This window comes from Pedobacter roseus, assembly GCF_014395225.1.
GTDB lineage: Bacteria > Bacteroidota > Bacteroidia > Sphingobacteriales > Sphingobacteriaceae > Pedobacter > Pedobacter roseus.
Genome location: NZ_CP060723.1, coordinates 3,800,114 through 3,819,661, shown reverse-complemented (window position 1 = coordinate 3,819,661; position 19,548 = coordinate 3,800,114). Strand labels below are relative to the sequence as shown.

General features: G+C 37.7%; 19 protein-coding genes. 9 read left to right on the top strand and 10 right to left on the bottom strand.

Going from position 1 to position 19,548, the window contains the following annotated elements; genetic code table 11:
• Positions 1–79: 79 nt before the first annotated feature.
• Positions 80–2,551, bottom strand: a complete 2,472-nt coding sequence (gene lon, locus H9L23_RS15660; protein WP_187591295.1) for an endopeptidase La — start codon at positions 2,549–2,551, stop codon at positions 80–82.
• A gap of 317 nt (positions 2,552–2,868) precedes the next feature.
• On the opposite strand from lon, the gene H9L23_RS15655 reads away from it, so the two are divergent.
• Positions 2,869–3,489: a tetratricopeptide repeat protein gene (locus H9L23_RS15655; protein WP_187591294.1), complete on the top strand. Its 621-nt coding sequence runs from the start codon at positions 2,869–2,871 to the stop codon at positions 3,487–3,489.
• 52 nt (positions 3,490–3,541) lie between these two features.
• Here H9L23_RS15655 and H9L23_RS15650 read toward each other — a convergent pair whose 3' ends face one another.
• Positions 3,542–4,072 (bottom strand): hypothetical protein, encoded by a 531-nt coding sequence (locus tag H9L23_RS15650; protein ID WP_187591293.1) that lies wholly within the window; start codon positions 4,070–4,072, stop codon positions 3,542–3,544.
• Positions 4,072–5,595, bottom strand: coding sequence for a 2,3-bisphosphoglycerate-independent phosphoglycerate mutase (gene gpmI, locus H9L23_RS15645; protein WP_187591292.1), 1,524 nt, complete (start codon positions 5,593–5,595; stop codon positions 4,072–4,074). The genes H9L23_RS15650 and gpmI overlap by 1 nt, the downstream gene beginning before the upstream one ends.
• 206 nt (positions 5,596–5,801) lie before the next feature.
• Between gpmI and H9L23_RS15640 the strand changes: the two genes are divergently transcribed.
• The 4 genes from H9L23_RS15640 (at position 5,802) to H9L23_RS15625 (ending at position 8,675) form a co-directional block, all read left to right on the top strand.
• Positions 5,802–6,167 (top strand): DUF4783 domain-containing protein, encoded by a 366-nt coding sequence (locus tag H9L23_RS15640; RefSeq protein ID WP_246474711.1) that lies wholly within the window; start codon positions 5,802–5,804, stop codon positions 6,165–6,167.
• Positions 6,168–6,232: 65 nt separating this feature from the next.
• A complete protein-coding gene (nadC, locus tag H9L23_RS15635; RefSeq protein ID WP_187591290.1) occupies positions 6,233–7,075 on the top strand; it encodes a carboxylating nicotinate-nucleotide diphosphorylase in 843 nt (280 codons plus the stop codon).
• Between the two features lie 49 nt (positions 7,076–7,124).
• A complete protein-coding gene (plsY, locus tag H9L23_RS15630) occupies positions 7,125–7,772 on the top strand; it encodes a glycerol-3-phosphate 1-O-acyltransferase PlsY (protein WP_029279402.1) in 648 nt (215 codons plus the stop codon).
• A gap of 96 nt (positions 7,773–7,868) precedes the next feature.
• Positions 7,869–8,675 carry a M48 family metallopeptidase gene (locus tag H9L23_RS15625; protein ID WP_055906438.1) on the top strand — a complete coding sequence of 269 codons (807 nt, stop codon included), beginning with the start codon at positions 7,869–7,871 and terminating at the stop codon, positions 8,673–8,675.
• A gap of 289 nt (positions 8,676–8,964) precedes the next feature.
• Here H9L23_RS15625 and H9L23_RS15620 read toward each other — a convergent pair whose 3' ends face one another.
• The 6 genes from H9L23_RS15620 to H9L23_RS15595 all read right to left on the bottom strand — a co-directional run bounded on the left by H9L23_RS15620 (position 8,965) and on the right by H9L23_RS15595 (position 15,499).
• The gene (locus tag H9L23_RS15620; RefSeq protein ID WP_187591289.1) at positions 8,965–10,221 is read right to left on the bottom strand and encodes an anthranilate synthase component I family protein; all 1,257 of its coding nucleotides are present in this window, start codon (positions 10,219–10,221) and stop codon (positions 8,965–8,967) included.
• A gap of 198 nt (positions 10,222–10,419) precedes the next feature.
• Positions 10,420–10,725: a type II toxin-antitoxin system RelE/ParE family toxin gene (locus H9L23_RS15615; RefSeq protein ID WP_187591288.1), complete on the bottom strand. Its 306-nt coding sequence runs from the start codon at positions 10,723–10,725 to the stop codon at positions 10,420–10,422.
• Positions 10,719–10,946, bottom strand: a complete 228-nt coding sequence (locus H9L23_RS15610) for a hypothetical protein (RefSeq protein ID WP_187591287.1) — start codon at positions 10,944–10,946, stop codon at positions 10,719–10,721. Before H9L23_RS15610 ends, H9L23_RS15615 begins: the two co-directional genes overlap by 7 nt.
• Before the next feature lie 357 nt (positions 10,947–11,303).
• Entirely contained in the window at positions 11,304–12,584 is a 1,281-nt protein-coding gene (locus H9L23_RS15605; RefSeq protein ID WP_187591286.1) for an adenylosuccinate synthase, read from the bottom strand.
• 37 nt (positions 12,585–12,621) lie between these two features.
• Positions 12,622–13,119, bottom strand: a complete 498-nt coding sequence (locus tag H9L23_RS15600; protein WP_147229375.1) for a Fur family transcriptional regulator — start codon at positions 13,117–13,119, stop codon at positions 12,622–12,624.
• Between the two features lie 172 nt (positions 13,120–13,291).
• Entirely contained in the window at positions 13,292–15,499 is a 2,208-nt protein-coding gene (locus tag H9L23_RS15595; protein WP_187591285.1) for a RelA/SpoT family protein, read from the bottom strand.
• 109 nt (positions 15,500–15,608) lie between these two features.
• On the opposite strand from H9L23_RS15595, the gene H9L23_RS15590 reads away from it, so the two are divergent.
• Genes H9L23_RS15590 through bshB1 form a run of 3 tightly spaced genes read left to right on the top strand, consistent with a single transcriptional unit; the run spans position 15,609 to position 17,466 of the window.
• The gene (locus H9L23_RS15590) at positions 15,609–16,223 is read left to right on the top strand and encodes a DUF4294 domain-containing protein (protein WP_187591284.1); all 615 of its coding nucleotides are present in this window, start codon (positions 15,609–15,611) and stop codon (positions 16,221–16,223) included.
• Positions 16,224–16,229: 6 nt separating this feature from the next.
• Positions 16,230–16,742, top strand: coding sequence for a glutathione peroxidase (locus H9L23_RS15585; RefSeq protein ID WP_187591283.1), 513 nt, complete (start codon positions 16,230–16,232; stop codon positions 16,740–16,742).
• A 7-nt stretch (positions 16,743–16,749) separates the two neighbouring features.
• A complete protein-coding gene (gene bshB1 / locus H9L23_RS15580) occupies positions 16,750–17,466 on the top strand; it encodes a bacillithiol biosynthesis deacetylase BshB1 (protein ID WP_187591282.1) in 717 nt (238 codons plus the stop codon).
• A gap of 114 nt (positions 17,467–17,580) precedes the next feature.
• On the opposite strand, the gene H9L23_RS15575 is transcribed toward bshB1, so the two are convergent.
• Positions 17,581–17,955: a YtxH domain-containing protein gene (locus tag H9L23_RS15575; protein WP_187591281.1), complete on the bottom strand. Its 375-nt coding sequence runs from the start codon at positions 17,953–17,955 to the stop codon at positions 17,581–17,583.
• 136 nt (positions 17,956–18,091) lie between these two features.
• Between H9L23_RS15575 and H9L23_RS15570 the strand changes: the two genes are divergently transcribed.
• Complete coding sequence (locus tag H9L23_RS15570; protein WP_187591280.1) at positions 18,092–19,453, top strand: acyl-CoA dehydrogenase family protein; 1,362 nt, start codon at positions 18,092–18,094, stop codon at positions 19,451–19,453.
• Positions 19,454–19,548 lie beyond the last annotated feature (95 nt).

The window sequence follows — 19,548 nt, the reverse complement described above, 5'->3', positions numbered from 1 at the left end:
AAAGTCCCGATGGTTATCGGGACTATAAAAGTATTTATTGTAATTGGATTTTTGATCGTTAATCCAAAAGATTTACCAATTAGTTGACAATCGGCGCAATTTTTATGCTTAAATCCAAGGGCTTTTTAACCTTGTTTTTAGTCAGGGCCATTTCAATTACTTCACTCATTTCGGTTACATAGTGAAAGGTTAAATCTTTGATGTAACTTTCTTTAATCTCTAAAATATCTTTACGGTTGCTTTTGCAAAGGATAATTTCTTTAATGTTTGCCCTTTTTGCAGCCAGTATTTTTTCTTTTATACCACCCACCGGAAGTACTTTTCCACGCAGGGTAATCTCACCAGTCATAGCTAAATGTTGTTTTACCTTACGTTGTGTAAAGGCAGAGGTTAATGCTGTAAGCATGGTTACACCTGCTGATGGACCATCTTTTGGCGTAGCACCAGCCGGAACGTGAACATGAACATCCCAGTTATCAAATAAAGTGTAATCGATACCAAATTCAGCAGCATGAGCACGTAAATAAGCCAGAGCAATCACTGCTGATTCTTTCATTACATCACCCAGATTACCGGTTAGGGTTAATTTCCCTTTTCCTGGGCTTAAACTCGATTCGATGAATAAAATATCGCCACCAACGCTTGTCCAGGCTAAGCCTGTTACCACACCAGCAACTTCATTGCCTTCATATAAATCCTTATCGTAAATCGGTGCGCCTAAAATACGCTCTACATCATCATTGGTTAAGTTGGCTTCGTAGGTTTCTTCCATGGCGATTTTTGTAGCTACACCACGTACCAACGAACCTATCTTTTTCTCTAAACCACGAACACCCGATTCCCTTGTATAATCTTCTATCACTTTTTCAATCAGGGCTGGTTTAAGGGCAATATCCTTGGTTTGCAAACCATGATTTTCTTTCTGTTTTGGCAACAGGTATTTTTTGGCAATCTCTATTTTTTCTTCAATGGTATAGCCGTTTACCTCAATAATCTCCATACGGTCTAACAAAGCAGGTTGTATGGTGCTTAATGAGTTTGCCGTAGCTATAAAAAGGATATTGGATAAATCGTAATCCATTTCTACATAATGATCATAGAAAGCGCTGTTCTGCTCAGGGTCTAAAACCTCCAGCAAAGCAGATGACGGATCGCCACGGTGATCGGTACCTACTTTATCAATCTCATCTAAAACAAAAACAGGATTATCTGCCCCGGCTTTTTTGATGGAAGAAATGATACGGCCCGGCATTGCACCAATATAGGTTTTACGGTGACCACGGATTTCAGCTTCATCGCGGATGCCGCCCAAAGCCATACGCACATATTTACGACCTAAAGCTTTGGCAATTGATTTACCAAGAGAGGTTTTACCCACTCCCGGAGGACCAACCAAACATAAAATCGGCGCTTTCATGTCGCGTTTTAATTTAAGTACCGCCAAATATTCGATAATACGTTGCTTTACTTTTTCTAAACCGAAATGATCTTTATCCAAGATACGTTGTGCTCTTTTTAGGTCGAAATTATCTTTTGTAAACTCACTCCATGGCAAATCTAAAAGTAATTCCAGGTAATTTAACTGTACCGAATAATCTGGGGCAGCAGGGTTCATTCTACCTAGCTTATCCAGTTCTTTATCAAAATGATCTGCAACCGGTTTAGCCCATTTTTTCTTTTTGGCTTTTTCCTGTAAGGCATCAAATTCTAAATCGGCAGAATTACCGCCCAGTTCTTCCTGGATGGTTTTTAACTGCTGATTTAAGAAATAATCGCGTTGTTGCTTATCAAGATCGGTACGCACTTTAGACTGGATCTGGTTTCTCAGTTCCAGCATCTGCAGTTCGACCATTAAAAGCTCCATTACCTTTTGGGCCCTTTCCTGCAATTTATCCATTTCAAGGATTTTCTGCTTATCGGCCATTTCGGCATTCATGTTTGAAGAAATGAAATTGATCAAAAATGAATTGCTCTCGATGTTTTTAAGCGCAATGCTGGCCTCACTGGGGATATTTGGAGAAAGCTGAATAATCTGTGCAGACATCTCACGGATAGAAGCGATCAATGTTTTGAACTCTTTATCTGCCTTGTGTTTCTGCTCTTCGAACTTTTTAACAACAGCTTTAATATAAGGCTCGTTCTGTACCTCTTCAATCAGGCTGAAACGTTGTTTACCCTGTATAATTACGGTGGTATTTCCGTCAGGCATCTGCAACAGCTTAATGATGTTTGCTACAGTACCAACGGTGTTAAGTTGCTCAAAAGTAGGGTCTTCTATCGAAACATCCTTTTGAGATACCACTCCGATAATTTTATTTCCCTTGTAGGCTTCCTTAATTAATTTAATTGATTTATCTCGCCCAACCGTAATGGGAATCACTACGCCAGGAAATAAAACGGTGTTTCGCAAAGGCAATATGGCCAACGTTTCAGGGGTTTCCTCATTGTTCATTTCCTCTTCGTCCTGTTGAGACATAAGGGGGAAAAACTCTGTATCTTCGTTGATGATTGGCATTGCTGATTGGAAATCAAATATATCTTGTTTACTCATTATCACATTTTCCGCTAACGACAAACTGGCAGTTTAATCGTATTCACTTTGTTTAATTTTGGTATTAAGTTAATAAATTCAACTCTTGTGCCAAAGTGAAAATAGTATTAATCTTATGTTAAAAAGGCAGAGTAACATAAATATTTCCGTCAATATCATATAAAGCATATTTTAACGTTAAAGCTAATGTTTAAGGCCTTTGGTTTTGAATGAAAGAAAAATTAAAAACTTTTAAATTATCAGAATAGAATTATATTGCAAAAAAATTCTCCTATAATTTTAATAGGCGTTTGATTTGTTAAACTTATTACTCATACATGAACTATTTTAAAAAGGCGATTTTAGGACTCATTATTTTTTCATCAACAGCTAGTTTTGCACAGAGCAATTATGAAAGAAGTATGCAGTCTATGATGAAAGGGGACTATAAAACTGCCGCTGCGCAACTGGAAAAAGCAGATGCTAAAACGCCTGATAATGCACAGGTTTTACAGATGCTTGGATATTCATATTTTCAGAACCGCGAATATGAGAAATGTATTGCCACTTACAGCCGTTTATTAACGGTTAAACCAACCGAAGTTTCGGCTTATTATTACCGTGGAATTGCAAGATTAAAAATTGCTAACGATCCAAAAGAATCGTTAAACACAATGCGCGAAAACTTTTATCTGGCATCTCTCAAAGATTTTACAAAAGCCATCGAGATTAATGGGGATGAAGATGCGCAGATGTTTCAGAACCGTGCTTTAGCTTATAAGGATTTCGCGATTTTTAAATCTTTTAAAGCCAAGAAAAAAGAAGAAAAAGCAGCTTGTGTAGCATTGTTCAATAATTCAATTGCCGATTTTCAAAAGGTATTAACTTTGCAACCGTTAAGAAAAGATATTATTGATTGGGTTACTTATGATAAAGCACAGATTACAAGCTTAAAATAACTAATAATCAAAATGGAAAAAGGGGATCCGAATATATTCGGCTCCCCTTTTTTTATTTCAGCTTTCCAATAATGGAATATTTCTTTTCGTTTAAAAGCTTTATTTTCTGTTTCTTTTTAATGGCATATACACTATCAGGAAAATAAGTTAAAGTATCCTGCGATTGGTAAAGGATGTTTTTATTATCGAGAATGATCTCTATTTTATCCACTTGCTGTCCATGCTGTGTTACAGAAATTTTCTTGATCGGGATTTTCTTACTGTCAGAAGTATAAATATCAGTTCCATTCTGTTTAACCGTTTTAAAACTTCCTTTCCACGAAGTTTTATTGATATCGGCATTCACAAAAATGGCTAATTCTTTGTTCCAGTCAGCAATTTTCGACTTTTTGTTTTCTGAAGCTCCATTAATGCTAACGGTTTTGTCCACATCAGGGTTTAACTGCTGCATACGCGAAATTTCTTTTCCGAAATAGCCTTTAATATCGAAATATTTCAAATCAGTATTTGCTTCGGCTTCTTTTCGCTGATTACAGGAAAATAAGGCCAAAGCAAATACCAGGATATAAGGTTTTTTAGTCATTATACTAAAACGTTTCCTGTCATTTCTGCTGGAATGGCAACACCTAATATTTTTAAAACAGTAGGGGCAATGTCGCCTAATTTACCATCAGCAATGGTTTTATAATCATTATCGATTAAAATACATGGAACCAGGTTGGTGGTATGTGCGGTATTGGCAGAACCATCACCGTTTACCATAAATTCAGAATTTCCGTGATCGGCCAAAAGAATAAATGAATAACCGTGTTCTAAACCTTTCTTTACCACTTCTTCAGCGCATTTATCAGCAGTTTCAACCGCTTTAATTACGGCTTCAAAAACACCTGTATGGCCTACCATATCCGGATTGGCAAAGTTTAAACAGATAAAATCAGCCCATCCGGTTTCCATTTCTTGGGTAATGGCTTCTGTAATGCCTGCAGCACTCATTTCTGGTTGAAGATCGTATGTAGCTACTTTTGGTGAAGGGATTAATAGGCGTTTCTCGTTAGCAAATTCTGTTTCCCTTCCGCCAGAGAAAAAGAAAGTTACATGCGGGTATTTTTCAGTTTCGGCAATACGGATTTGATTTTTATTGTTGTTAGCTAACACTTCGCCGATGGTTTGTACTAAATCATCTTTGGTGAAGATTACGTTTACCTTTTCAAAACTTTCGTCGTAAGTTGTCATGGTAACATAATACAATGGCAATTTGTGCATTTGCTGCTCAGGGAAATCTTTTTGGGTTAAAGCTGTCGTAATCTCACGGCCTCTATCGGTACGGAAATTGAAACAGATCACCACATCGTCGTTTTGAATGGTAGCAACCGGAGCGCCGTTATCCTGAGTTAAAACAATTGGTTTTAAAAACTCATCTGTTACCCCATCAGCATACGATTTTTTAATGGCTGCTAAAGCATCCTGAGTTTTTTCGCCAATTCCATTTACCATTACATCATAAGCCTGTTTAACACGCTCCCAACGGTTATCGCGGTCCATTGCATAATAACGGCCAACTAGTGTAGCCAATTTGGCATTGGTGTTTTGAATGTGGTTTTGAAGATCGGTAATAAAACCTAAACCCGAATTTGGATCGGTATCACGGCCATCTAAAAACGCGTGAACAAAAGTATTTGGCACGTTTGCTTCATTGGCCGCATCACATAAAGCTTTTAAGTGTTCGATATGGGCATGCACACCACCGTTTGATACCAGGCCTATAAAGTGTACCGCTTTGTTGTTTTGTTTAGCATAATCGAATGCGCTTAGCAAAATAGGGTTGTGGTGTAATTCTCTATCGGTGATCGATTTGTTGATTCTTCCAAGTTCCTGGTAAACTACACGGCCGGCACCTAAATTCATGTGCCCAACTTCTGAGTTGCCCATCTGTCCGGCAGGTAAACCTACGGCTTCACCAGATGCTTCGAGCTTAGAATTTGGGTATTTTTGTAATAACGAATCGAAAAAAGGAGTGTTGGCAGCATAAGCAGCATCAGAATTGTCTTGTTTTCCGTAGCCCCAACCATCAAGGATTATTAGCGCGAGTTTTTTATCGTTTACCATCTTTATTGTAAAATTTATTGATCCACGTTAAAACATTTTCATGTATAACATGTTTTAGTGTTTTGTTTATATGGCAAATATAAGTTTATTGAAGCTTATACAAATTAAGAAATCCTTTTTTTGATATGCTAATGGCATAATTTTAGCTATAGGGTTCTGTATAAAATACAGAAATGATCCGGAGCTTATTTTTATTCATTATTAGTTTGTCGTCATTATATAGTAGTAAAGCCTTCCAGGCTGATATTATTGATGATTTATCCTCGTATTTTAAAGCGGGCAACGCTAAAGAAATTGCCAAAAGTTTTGCTTCTACCATCGAACTGATCATGGTTGATGAAGAAGATGTCTACTCAAAAGCACAGGGTGAACAGATTTTGAGAGATTTTTTCGTGAAACATCCTCCGGTTAAAACAAGTATTTTTCATAAAATTAATACCAATCCAAATTATCGATTCGGTGTAATTATCTTAAATACCGCAAAAGAAACTTTCAGGGTTTCCATCACGATGAAAAAATTCAATACCAGCTTTTCGATCACCGAACTGAGAATTGAGCCTGTTAAAGATTAGCCTAAATCTGAAATCAGCAGAGTTTTGCCAAATAATTCTTATTTTTGCGGCATAAAGCCTACATTTTGGATACTAAACTTATACATCAATTCATAAAAAATGCCCTTACCGAAGATATTGGTGATGGCGATCATACCTCACTTTCTACCATTCCTTCCGGTACGCAGGGAAAAGCAAAGCTCATTATCAAAGAAGATGGTATTTTGGCCGGAATTGAATTGGCGATTGAGATTTTTAAGGAAGTTGATGCTGATCTGAAAGTTGAAGTATTATTGAAGGATGGCGCAGCCGTAAAAGTTGGCGATATCGCTTTAACCGTAGCCGGAAGTACCCATTCTATTTTAATTGCAGAGCGTTTGGTTTTAAACTGTATGCAACGCATGAGTGGTATTGCCACCAAAACCCATCGCATTGTTTCTCTGCTAAAATCAACTAAAACCAAAATTTTAGATACCCGTAAAACTACTCCCGGACTTCGTTATTTAGAAAAATGGGCTGTAAGAATAGGTGGTGGTGTAAATCACCGGATTGGTTTATATGATATGATCCTGATTAAAGATAATCATGTGGATTATGCCGGAGGTATTTCAAACGCAATTACAGCTGCCCAAAAGTATCTTGCCGATCAAAATAAAAACCTGCAGATTGAAATTGAAGTTCGAAATTTAGAAGAACTGAAGCAGGTTTTAGCCATTGGTGGTGTAGACCGTATTATGCTTGATAATTTTAACTTCGACACCCTTAGTGCTGCAGTTGCATTAATCGATGGTAAATTTATTACAGAAGCTTCCGGAGGGATAACCGAAGAGAATGTTGCAGAATATGCTGCATGCGGTGTTGATTTTATCTCAATGGGTGCGCTTACACATTCTGTGAAAAGCCTGGATATGAGTTTAAAAGCATACTAAAGTGATTTGCTATAAAATTAAAAGCTTATTTTTTGTATCATTGTAGGCTATGGTTACGGTTTATTCTCTCAGCGCGCTATTAATTGCTTACCTTTTCGGATCTATACCAACGGCTGTATGGCTTGGTCAGGCCTTTTATGGGGTTGATGTAAGGGAATACGGAAGTGGCAACGCTGGCGCAACCAATACTTTTAGGGTATTGGGCAAAAAAGCCGGAATTGCCGTTATGATCATCGATATTGCAAAGGGTTATACCGCAACCAACCTGGCCTATTTAATCGGCATGTCGGTAACCGGGCCACAAAATTCAGTTGTTTTTGTTAATTATCAGCTTGCCCTTGGTGTAACCGCCGTAATGGGGCATTTATTTCCCGTTTTTGCGGGTTTTAGAGGAGGAAAAGGAGTGGCTACGCTTTTTGGAATGATTTTGGCAGTTAACTTCGAAGCATCTATGCTTTGTGTTCTGGTTTTCGTGGTGGTATTGTTATTAACCAAATATGTTTCATTAAGCTCCATCTGTGCAGGTTTTACTTTTCCGCTCAGCGTAGTCTTTTTGTTTCAGGTATCTATCAAATCCGAAGTGCTTTATGGCATGGTGGTTTGTATTTTAATTCTGGTAACCCACCAAAAAAACCTCGAAAGATTGCTGAAAGGCAAAGAATCCAAAGTGTACTTGTTTAGGAAGAAAACTAATTAATTAAACAAAACACATTTCATTAAAACTTATTTATAGGCTCACTGTTTAATCTTCGGTTTTGCTTATACGTATTACTAATCATTTAAAATCGCATTTATGAAAAAGTTATTTTTAACAGCAAGTGTTGCTGGTATTTTATTATTTAATTCATGTTCTACCGTTCCTCTAACAGGTCGTAGTCGATTTGATTTAGTTAGTAACGATCAGGTTTTGCCAATGGCATTTCAAGCTTATAGCACTTTCTTAACAGAAAATAAATCTACCGTTTTGCCTGCTTCGAATGCCCAGGCTCTGAAGGTAAAAACGATTGGAAGCAGGTTAATTACAGCAGTAAAATCGTATATGAACAGCAATAACTACGGTAATCTGATCGCTGATTATCAGTGGGAAGTTAACGTAGTACAGAATAATGAAAAAAATGCCTGGTGTATGCCTGGTGGTAAAATTGTTGTTTATACAGGCATTTTGCCGGTAACGCAGGATGATGCTGGTTTAGCAACGGTAATGGGCCACGAGATTGCGCACGCTATTGCAGGTCACTCTGCAGAGCGTATGTCGCAGGAAATGGTTGCGCAGGGTGTTGGTGCAGCAGCAGGCGTTGCTTTATCTAAAAACCCGAAAACACAATCTATTTTTAATACCTTATATGGCGTTGGTACACCAGTTGCGATGTTGAAATTTAGCCGTAACCAGGAGTTGGAAGCCGACCGTTTAGGTTTGATTTTTATGGCCATGGCTGGATATAACCCACAAAGTGCCACTGCTTTCTGGAACAGAATGTCGGCTGCTTCTGCCGGAGCACAAAAACCAGCCGAATTTTTAAGTACCCACCCAAGTGATGCAACACGTATTGCGCAGATTCAAAAATATTTACCTGAAGCGCAACAGTATTATAAGAAATAAGGTAGAAGGCTTGAGGTAGAAAGGTGGAAGGTTTTGCATGATGCAGAAAATTCCACCTTTTTTATTTTAAGGATGTTCATTTAAGTAACTCGTCCTGGTCTTAGCGTCTCGCTAAAATCTTTTTATTTTTAGGATGTTGATTAAATCGTAGCGAGACGCTACAACTAGAATGGTAGATTTCTCCATTTCACTACGTTTAAGTCGAGATGACGGATCGCTAAGTGCAAATGAACTAATGAACCAATGACCAGTGAACTAATGACAATTGAACCAATGACTAATGAACTTATTAATCTCCCAATACCTTCAATATTGCACTGGCTTTCAATAAACACTCTTCATATTCTGAAGCCGCATTGCTTTGGTAAGTAATCGCTCCTCCGACCTGAAAAGATAAATATTTTGATTTGGCATTATATAAAATGCTGCGGATAACGACATTAAAATCGAAATCCCCATCAGGACTGATGCAGCCAAAAGAACCTGAATAAATACCACGTTTGGTCACTTCGTATGCTTCGATCAATTTCATGGCTTTAACCTTTGGTGCACCAGTCATGGAGCCCATTGGAAAAGCATTTTTAATGGCGTCGATAAAATGGATTTCCGGTTTTAGTTCGCAGCTAATGGTAGAAATCATCTGGTGTACTTGTGGGAAGCTGTAGATGCCAAATAGCTCGTCTACTTTAACAGAGCCTTTAACGGCTGATTTAGTGAGGTCATGGCGCACTAAATCAACAATCATGACGTTTTCTGCCTGCTCTTTAATATCGTTCCTTAGTTGCGATTTTATAGCTTCATCTTCTGTTGGATCGAAACTTCTTTTTGCCGTTCCTTTTATAGGTTGAGAAATAAGTTTTGCACCACGTTTGCATAAAAACCTTTCTGGTGTTGCAGATAGAATATATTGATCGTAAATCTTAAAATATCCGGCAAAGGGGGTAGGGGAAACAGTATTGAGCAGTTCGAAAGTTTGGACAGGATTTATCTCCGCATTTTCAGCAAAAAATTCCTGACAGAAATTAACTTCATAGATATCTCCCCTTAAAATATGATCTCTCAGCTCTTCTACTTTAGCTATGTACTGATCTTTTGATAATCTTTGCGAAATTTGTAAAGTTTCCGATTGTTCCTGTTTTTGCAATTGAAACAATTCAATTTCTTCTAAAACTGATTTTTTACCAAGCAATACTTCAGCTTGCCCATCCTTAAATGCAATTAAATATTTTGGAACAAAAAAGTATAAATCCGGAAAGTTTAAACCGTCAGTATTATTAGATTGAAGATCTTCTATTTCGTTTTTTAAATCGTAGCTGAAAAAGCCAAAAATCCATTGTTTATGCAAAGCATAAAAGCTTTTTAATTCATCAAAAGCACTTCCTGTGTTACATCTTAATTCATGCGTTACTTCTGCAGCAATGATAAAATCGTATGCCGAATAGGCATCTTTATATTCATTTGAATCAAAGAAGCAGCAAACTTCGAACTGGTTGGCCCAGTGTAATGCCTTTTGTTTGAAATCGGATATGTTTTGCGGGGTTTTCAAGCTGCCGCAAAGGTAGAAATAGGGATGATAATTGTAAGAAATTAATTTTTATCTTTTGAAAGAACATATAGTCCTCGTTTGTAACGAGGATTAATGCGAAAAGCGATTTTATTGCTTAATTCATCTTCTGATATAGCAAATATGAATCTCTGGCAACCTGGTTACAAATGAGGGCGATTATAAAATAATAGAGTGGAATCAATGTTTTTTAGGATTCATTTTGGTATGCCTAATCCTTAGTATTCTTATTACCTGATTTTCGTTTCGATAAGATACCCGAAAATGATGTTTTTCAAAAGCACGATATGTCCCGTCATTATCTTTTTTATATTGATCAGTCTTATGTTTTTCAGGATACTGAACTATATTTTCTACTGCTTGGGTTAAATCATTTATAACCTTTATTGCATTTTGGACAGATTCTTGACTAATGTATTTATAGATTTCTCTTAATTGGCTTTTGGCTGATTTAGTCCAGACAATTTCAAGATGTTTATTTACCAACTTTTAATCTCATTTAATAATTCATCATGAGAGATGTAATTGCCGTTTTTAAATTCATTTTCTGCGGCTAAAAGTTCATTATTATACTCTTCTATTGTAATGTTTGAATTTTCCTTTTTCCCATTTATAAATGCTTTGAGCATTCTGACAACAGATGTCTTTTCGGCCTCATCTAGCTGGGTAAAGTAATTTAGCATTTCACTCTCTAAGATAGTCGCCATAATAAATTGTTTATAATCAAAAATAACTAAATTGAAGATGCGAAACAAGTATTTGTATTATCGTTTTTTTTGTAAAGTAGGCTGTTGAGAAAGGTAATTTTCTTAGCTAATTCATCTTCTTACATTGCAAATGTGAATCTCTCTCATCCTGGTTACAAATCAGGCCCATGAGGTGTATAATACGGGGCTAACAATTCCTAAATCCTGTTGCATTAAGATTCCTGCCTTGGCGGTAATGACGATTTTTTTTATAATAAGGAACTAAGAAACAAAAAAAGCAACCCGTTAAGGATTGCTTTTTTATTATAGGTCTCTTCCATTTCGCTGCGCTGCAGTTGAGATGACGATGCTAGTTTTTTAACGTAATTCTAAAGTTTGTGCTCTGTCTGGTCCAACCGAAAGGAATTTAATTGGCACTTCCAGTTCTTTTTCTAAGAACGCGATGTAATCATTCAATTTAGCTGGAATTTGATCAACTGAAGTAATTTTAGTTACATCAGTAGCCCAGCCATCAATTGCTTTTAATACTGGTTTTGGTTCGATAGAAATGATGTCGTAAGGCATATAATCGATCGTTTCGCCATTGTATTCGTAATGTGTACAGGCATAAATGGTATCAAAAGTATCCAAAACATCGGCTTTCATCATAATTAATTCGGTTACACCGTTTAACATGATGGCATATTTTAAAGCAGGAAGATCAATCCAGCCACAACGACGGGCACGGCCTGTGGTTGCACCAAACTCGTGACCTAAAGCACGTAAATTTTCGCCAACTTCATTATCTAACTCAGTAGGAAACGGACCACCGCCAACACGTGTGCAATAAGCTTTAAAAATACCATATACGGCACCAACTTTATTAGGCGCAATACCTAAACCGGTACAGGCACCAGCAGTTGTAGTGTTACTTGAAGTTACAAAAGGATATGAACCGAAATCTACGTCCAGTAAAGTTCCTTGTGCACCTTCGGCTAAAACAGCTTTTCCTTCTTTCAAGAAACCGTTCACATAATGTTCACTATCTACGTGAGGAATGGTTTTTAAGAATTCAATTGCTTCAAAGAATGATGCTTCTTTTTCAGCCAGTTCGTACTCGAAACCTTCGTAGTGAGAAAGGATTTCAGTATGTTTTTCTACCAGTTTAGCATAACGCTCTTTAAAATCAGGAAGAGTAGTATCACCAACGCGTAAACCGTTACGGCCAGTTTTATCCATATAAGTTGGACCGATACCTTTTAAAGTTGACCCGATTTTGTTTTTACCCATGCGTGCTTCGTTAGCAGCATCCAATAATTGGTGGGTTGGTAAAATTAAGTGTGCTTTACGGGCAATCACCAGTTTGCCATCAGCAACAGGATCATGACCAGCTTTTTTTAAATTATCTAACTCTCTTTTTAGGATAATTGGATCGATTACTACGCCATTACCGATCAGGTTCATGGTTTTTTCGTTAAAAATTCCTGAAGGGATAGTATTTAAAACGAATTTTTTGCCATCGAACTCTAAAGTATGTCCGGCATTTGGGCCACCCTGAAAACGGGCAATAAGATCATATTTTGGACTTAGAACATCAACGATTTTTCCCTTTCCTTCATCGCCCCATTGCAGGCCGAGAAGTACATCTACTTGCGTCATTATTAATAAATTAAGCTGGTTTTATTTGAATTTTGATTTAATTTGCTTCAATTTTTGCAGCTGTAGCCGCATTTTCATTTACTTTTCTGGCCATACTGCAGTCAGAGCAGAAGCCGTAAAGGTTTAATGAATGGTGTTTAACATCAAATTTTAAAAGATCACCAACCATGGTTTGGATCTGGTGGATACGTGGATCGCAGAACTCTACTACTTTACCGCATTCGATACAGATCACGTGATCATGCTGGCGGTAACCGTAAGATTTTTCGAATTGCGCCATATTTTTACCAAACTGGTGTTTGGTAACTAAATCGCATGAAACCAGTAATTCCAAAGTGTTATAAACCGTAGCACGACTTACGCGGTACTTTTGGTTTTTCATGTGGATATAAAGGGTTTCTACATCAAAGTGGTCGTTTCTTGAATATATTTCTTCCAATATAGCGAAACGCTCTGGTGTTTTACGTAGATTTTTGTTTTCTAAATAAGCCTCAAAAATCTTGCGAACGAGCTCATTTGTTTTTTGTTCAGACATAGTTTTTAAACTCCATTCAAAGGTAGGTAAATTGTTTGATTGTTCGAGCGTTAGATTGTTGAAATGTTGTCAAAGTCGGAAAGACTGTGGGAGGGAGCCCGAAGTTTAAATCACAAATAGTTTGCGACTTAGACGCGAAATATCGACTTCCGACTCCTGACTTTCCGACTAATTATGCGTCAAACCTGGTAACTCCGGTAACTCCTCTAACTTTTAATAAATTTTTGATCAGGTTTTCCAGGTGCTCGGTATCATTTACAAATATCATAATCGATCCATCAAATATGCCTTCATTGGTATCAACAGTGATGGAACGCATATTTACTTTAAAGTCGGTAGAAATAACCCTCGTAATGTTATTGATTAAGCCAACATCATCAATACCTACAATACGTAAGCCAGTTAAGAAGGTGAGCTCCTGCTGTTTGTTCCATTTTGCTTTAACAATCCGGTATCCATAGTTTGACATTAATTGGGCAGCATTTGGACAATTTGTTCGATGGATTTTAATGCCCTCACTTACCGTAACAAAGCCAAAAACATCATCGCCGGGAATTGGATTACAACAAGCCGCTAAAGTGTAATCTATTTTTTGTAAATCTTCTCCAATCAATAAAATGTCGTTTTCCGAGCCCTTCATTTTAGATTTAACCATGTCAACCGTTAGGTTTTCAGGGCGTTCCGGTCCTCTGTTTTCTACTTCTTTCTCGGTTGTCAGGTATTCTCTAATGTCTTTCAGCTCAATTTTTCCAAGGGCTACATTTACAAAAAGCTCTTGTGTTGAAGGAAGTTTGAAGAAATAACTCAGTTTTTGAATGTTATCGGTATTATAGGTGATTTTTAGTGATTTTAGCTTTCTTTCCAGAATTTCCTTGCCATTTTCGGCAATTTTGCGCTTTTCTTCTTTTAAAGATGATTTGATTTTTGATTTTGCCTTTGCGGTAACCACCACATTCAGCCAATCTTCTTTAGGCGTCTGCTTGCTCGAGGTAATAATCTCTACCTGATCGCCATTTTGAAGTTTGTACGAAATCGGAACCAATTTGTGGTTCACTTTTGCCCCGATACAGGTTGCACCCACGTCGGTATGGATCTCGAATGCAAAATCCAAAGCCGTGGCACCTAAAGGCAACTGGATTAAAGCTCCTTTTGGTGTGAAGATGAAAATCTCATCAGAGAAAAGGTTCATTTTAAAATCGTCGAGGAAATCCAAAGCATTGGCTTCAGGATTGCTTAACATTTCACGTACTTTCTGGATCCATTGATCCAGACCGTTATCATTACTCGATTCTTTGTATTTCCAGTGTGCAGCAAAACCTTTCTCTGCAATTTCGTTCATGCGCTGCGTACGGATCTGTACCTCAACCCACTGTCCGCGTGGACCCATTACTGTAGTGTGTAAACTTTCGTAACCATTTCCTTTAGGTGAGGAAACCCAGTCGCGTAAGCGATCTGGATTGGGACGGTATAAATCGGTTACAATTGAATAGGCTTTCCAGCAGTCGGCTTTTTCATTTTCCGGAGCCGAATCTAAAATAATCCTGATGGCAAAAAGATCATATACCTCTTCGAAAGGAATATTTTTCTTTTTCATTTTATTCCAGATCGAATGGATCGATTTTGGTCTGCCGTAAACATCGGCTACCAAACCCTGCTCGTGTACAATTTCATCAATCGGTTCGACGAATTTTTTAATGAAAAGTGCACGTTCTGCTTTTTTCTCGTTTAATTTTTTTGCTATAAATTTATAGGTGTCCGGATCAAGATATTTCATGGAAAGATCTTCCAGCTCCGATTTTATCGCATATAATCCCAAACGATGGGCCAATGGTGCATATAAATAAATGGTTTCTGACGCAATTTTAAGCTGTTTGTGGCGCGGCATAAAATCCATTGTACGCATATTGTGCAAACGATCGGCTAGTTTGATCAGGATTACCCTTACGTCATCAGCCAGTGTAAGCAGCATTTTACGGAAGTTTTCGGCCTGTAAAGAGCTGTTGGTATCAAAAACACCCGAAATTTTGGTTAAACCATCTATAATTTTAGCGGTTTTCTTGCCAAATTCACGTTCAATATCTTCTAAAGTAATGTCGGTATCTTCCACCACATCGTGCAGTAGGGCGCATACAATAGAAGTTGTTCCCAGGCCGATTTCTTCAGCAGCAATCTGCGCTACAGCGATAGGATGATAAATATAAGGTTCGCCAGATTTACGGCGCATATCTTTATGGCTTTCGAGTGCCATATCGAAAGCTTTCCTGATTTCCTTTTTATCGCCCTTTTGCAGGGTAGATTTACTTGCCCGTAATAATGCCCTATATCTTTTTAGAATTTCTTGCTTTTCCGCCTCTAAATCAATCACTAACTCTGTTTTCATTTGTATTTTTTGCGTAAAAATTGCGTCTTATTTATGAATAAAACTTATATTAGTTTTGTGAAACAACTAATATATGAAATAACACCTAACTTTGTAAAAGTATAAATTTATGAAATTTAAAGGGCTCTTTTTTCTTTGTATTGTAATGATTTGTAGCTTTTCGCTACGGGCGCAGGATACTGGTGCTCCAATCTTTCCTAAAATGGGAAAAAGCGATACTATAAGAGTAGCCTCAACAAACGATAATGGTGTAATGATCCCTTGGATGCAGCTTAACGAGGTAAGCATTTATGCAGCCAGGATCTGGAAATCGCCGGCAGAACAGGCTGCTTATAACCGTTTAAGGTACAATGTATTAAAAGTAATGCCTTATGCGCTGTTTGCTAAACGCCGCTATGAGCAATTGGAGCAGGATTTAGCCAAAACACAAGAGAAAAAAGAACAGAAACAACTGGTTAAACAATGTGATAAAGAAATTAAAGACATGTTTAACCGCGAAATAAAGGATTTAACGATTACTCAAGGTCAGATTTTAACAAAACTGATCGACCGCGAAGTGGGGCGGACAACTTACGAAATTGTAAAGCAGACTAAAGGTGGTTTTGCTGCATTTTCTTATCAGATTGTTGCACGTGTGGTTGGACATAATTTAAAAAGCACTTACGATCCTAATGAGGATAGGGATATAGAATCGATTATCCGCACCTCTGGATTTTATCAATAACATATAATGCAGGAACGCATTCCGAATATTTATTCATTCAAGGTTAAAAAGATCAATGGCGAAGAGCAGCCGTTATCAGCCTACCGCAACAAAGTTGTTTTAATTGTAAATACAGCCTCCGAATGTGGTTTTACGCCGCAATTAAAAGAATTACAGCAGCTTAAAGACGAGATCAATGATCCGGATTTTGAAATTTTAGGTTTTCCCACCAACGATTTCGGGAAGCAGGAGCCTTTAAATGGTTCAGATATTGCTTCCTTTTGTGAGATTAACCATGGGGTGAAATTCCCTATTTTCGACAAGATTATGGTGCGTGGGGCACATGCCCACCCACTTTATCAGTTTTTGAGCGATAAGAAACAGAATTCAAAATTAAGTTCGAAACCCCGGTGGAACTTTCATAAATATATAGTAAACAAAAATGGCGAACTGGTCGATTATTTTTTGCCATTTACCAAGCCACTGAGTTCTAAAATTAAAAAGAAAATTCAGCAGTTGCTGAATCAAAATGCCCAATAATTACATCATGAAGTTAGATATTTTAGTTATAGCCGTGCACCCTGATGATGCAGAGCTTTGCTGTTCAGGTACTATTTTAAAACATATTGCCCTCGGGAAAAAAGTTGGAATTGTGGATTTAACCCGCGGAGAACTGGGTACGCGTGGTACTGCCGAAACCAGGGATGAGGAAGCGGCAGATTCTGCAAAAATTTTAGGTTTACATGCCCGCGAAAATCTGGGTATGCGCGATGGTTTTTTTCAGGATGATGAGTTTCATCGTTTGGAGGTTATTAAAGTGATCAGGAAATATCAACCTGAAATTATTTTAAGCAACGCATTGGAAGACCGTCATCCTGATCATGGCAGGGCTGGTGACCTGGTTTACGATTCGGTATTTTTATCGGGTTTGCCAAAAATCGAAACTTCAGTAGACGGTGTTAAACAGGAAGCGCACCGTCCGAGATTATTGTTGCAATATATCCAGGACCGTTATTTAAAACCAGATATTATTGTAGACATCACCGATCATATTGATAAAAAAATAGAATCCATCAAGGCTTTTAAAACCCAGTTTTATAACCCTGACGTAGATGGGTTACAGACTTATATTTCTTCTCCTGAATTTTTTGAAAGTATGATCGGCCGTGCCAGGGAATTTGGTAAAAGCATCGGCGCCACTTTTGGCGAAGGTTTTACTTCAAGGAAATTGCTAGGGGTTGATAATTTATTTGATTTGAGGTAGCCGTTTATATAGCCGACATTTAGTCCCGTTTTAATCAATAAATTGTTTCAAAATTGTAGAAAATAAAAAAGGCAAGCCTATACGGTTTGCCTTTTTCGCTTAAAAAACAAATAATTATTTATTAGCGTCAAAATTGCCCTTTATTTCACCAGCTTTAAAAGCAGCTTTAGTTTTAAGGTCATCAACTTTATCCGCAGCTTTATCTGCCAAATCGCTGGCTTTATCTTTCAGATTTTCGCCTGTAGCTTCTGAGTTTCCCTTAGCTTCACCTGCAGCAAATGCGCCTTTTGTTTTTAGCTCATCGTATTTATCGTCTGCTTTATCTTTTAACTCTTCTGCTTTGTCTTTTACATTTTCCCATGTATCCTCTGCCTTATCCTTAACATCTTCCCAAGCATCTTCTGCTTTATCTTTTAATTCGTTAAGTTTGTTTTTTGCTTTATCTAAGAAACTTTGTTCTTGGTCTTGATTTTGATTTTCTATGCTCATAGCTAATTAAATTTTTCAAACTAACAACTTAAATCAGATATAGTTTTAAATTTTTGCTGTTGCCCTGCCAATGTCAAAAAATTTAACACAAAATAACAAAAACACCCTTTATTTGTTATTCTCAAAACGAATAATAATGGCGAATATATTCTCATCTCTCAAAAACGCTTACAATCTTTTTAAACATGTAGATTTCGATAAACTGGAAGCTTTATCGAAAAAAGTTGATTTACCTAAAATGGTAGAAACCATCTCGAGCCTGGATGATAAACAAATACAGGGGATGATGAAAATGATGGGCGGATCGCATAAAAAGAAAGAATTGCCCCCAATTGAAGGCGATTTTTATCACCTGGGCGATGAAGCCTTAAAAGATGAAGACCGGGAACTTCAGTTAAAAGTGCGTGCTTTTTTAGAAAAAGAAGTAAAACCGATTGTAAACCATTATTGGAATAAGGCCGAATTCCCTTTCGAAATCATTCCAAAATTGGCCGAACTTAATATCTGTGGTTTAACCTATAAAGGGTATGGCTGTCCTGGTAAATCAAATTTAATGGAAGGTATTTTAGCTATGGAAATGGCGCGGATTGATACCTCAATTTCTACGTTTTTTGGTGTGCAGAGTGGTTTGGCCATGGGATCGATTTATTTATGCGGATCGGAAGAGCAGAAACAGCAATGGTTGCCACTGATGCAGCAATTTAAAATTATTGGTGCATTTGGTTTAACCGAGCCTGAAGTAGGTTCTGCGGCGGCGGGAGGCTTAACCACCACCTGCAAAAAGGTAAATGGCAAATGGGTGTTGAACGGGCAGAAAAAGTGGATCGGTAATGCAACTTTTGCAGATATCTTAATTATTTGGGCCCGTGATGAAGAAAGTGGTGAGGTTAAAGGTTTTATTGTGAAAAAAGATAATCCAGGTTTTGCGGTAGAAAAAATGCAGGATAAAATGGCTTTGCGCATTGTACAAAATGGGATTATTACTTTAACCAATTGTGAGGTTGAAGAAGCCGATCGGTTGCAAAACGCAAATTCATTTAAGGATACGGCCAAGGTATTGCAGATGACAAGGGCTGGAGTGGCCTGGCAAGCGGTAGGTTGTGCCCGTGGAGCCTATGAAAATGCGCTGGAATATACCCGTAACCGCAAGCAATTCGGTAAACCTATTGCCTCGTTTCAGTTAATTCAGAACCATCTGGTAGAAATGTTATCGAACTTAACGGCCATGCAAACACTGTGTTTTAGGTTGTCGCAGTTGCAGGATCAGGGATTGTTGAAAGATGAACACGCTTCGTTAGCCAAAGTATTTTGTTCGTTGAGAACACGTGATGTGGTAAGCAAAGCCCGTGAAGTAATGGGTGGCAACGGTATTTTACTGGAATATAATGTAGCGCGTTTCGTGGCCGATGCTGAGGCGATTTATTCGTATGAGGGTACGAAAGAAATTAATACGTTGATTGTAGGTAGGGCCATAACCGGTTTCTCAGCTTTTGTTTAGTTTAAAGAAAAGACAGACATATTTTTTAGGGTTGGGAAATGAATGTTGGTATTTCATAGCTGCTGAAGCCCTGCCATTTGCTTTAGTCCCGACGA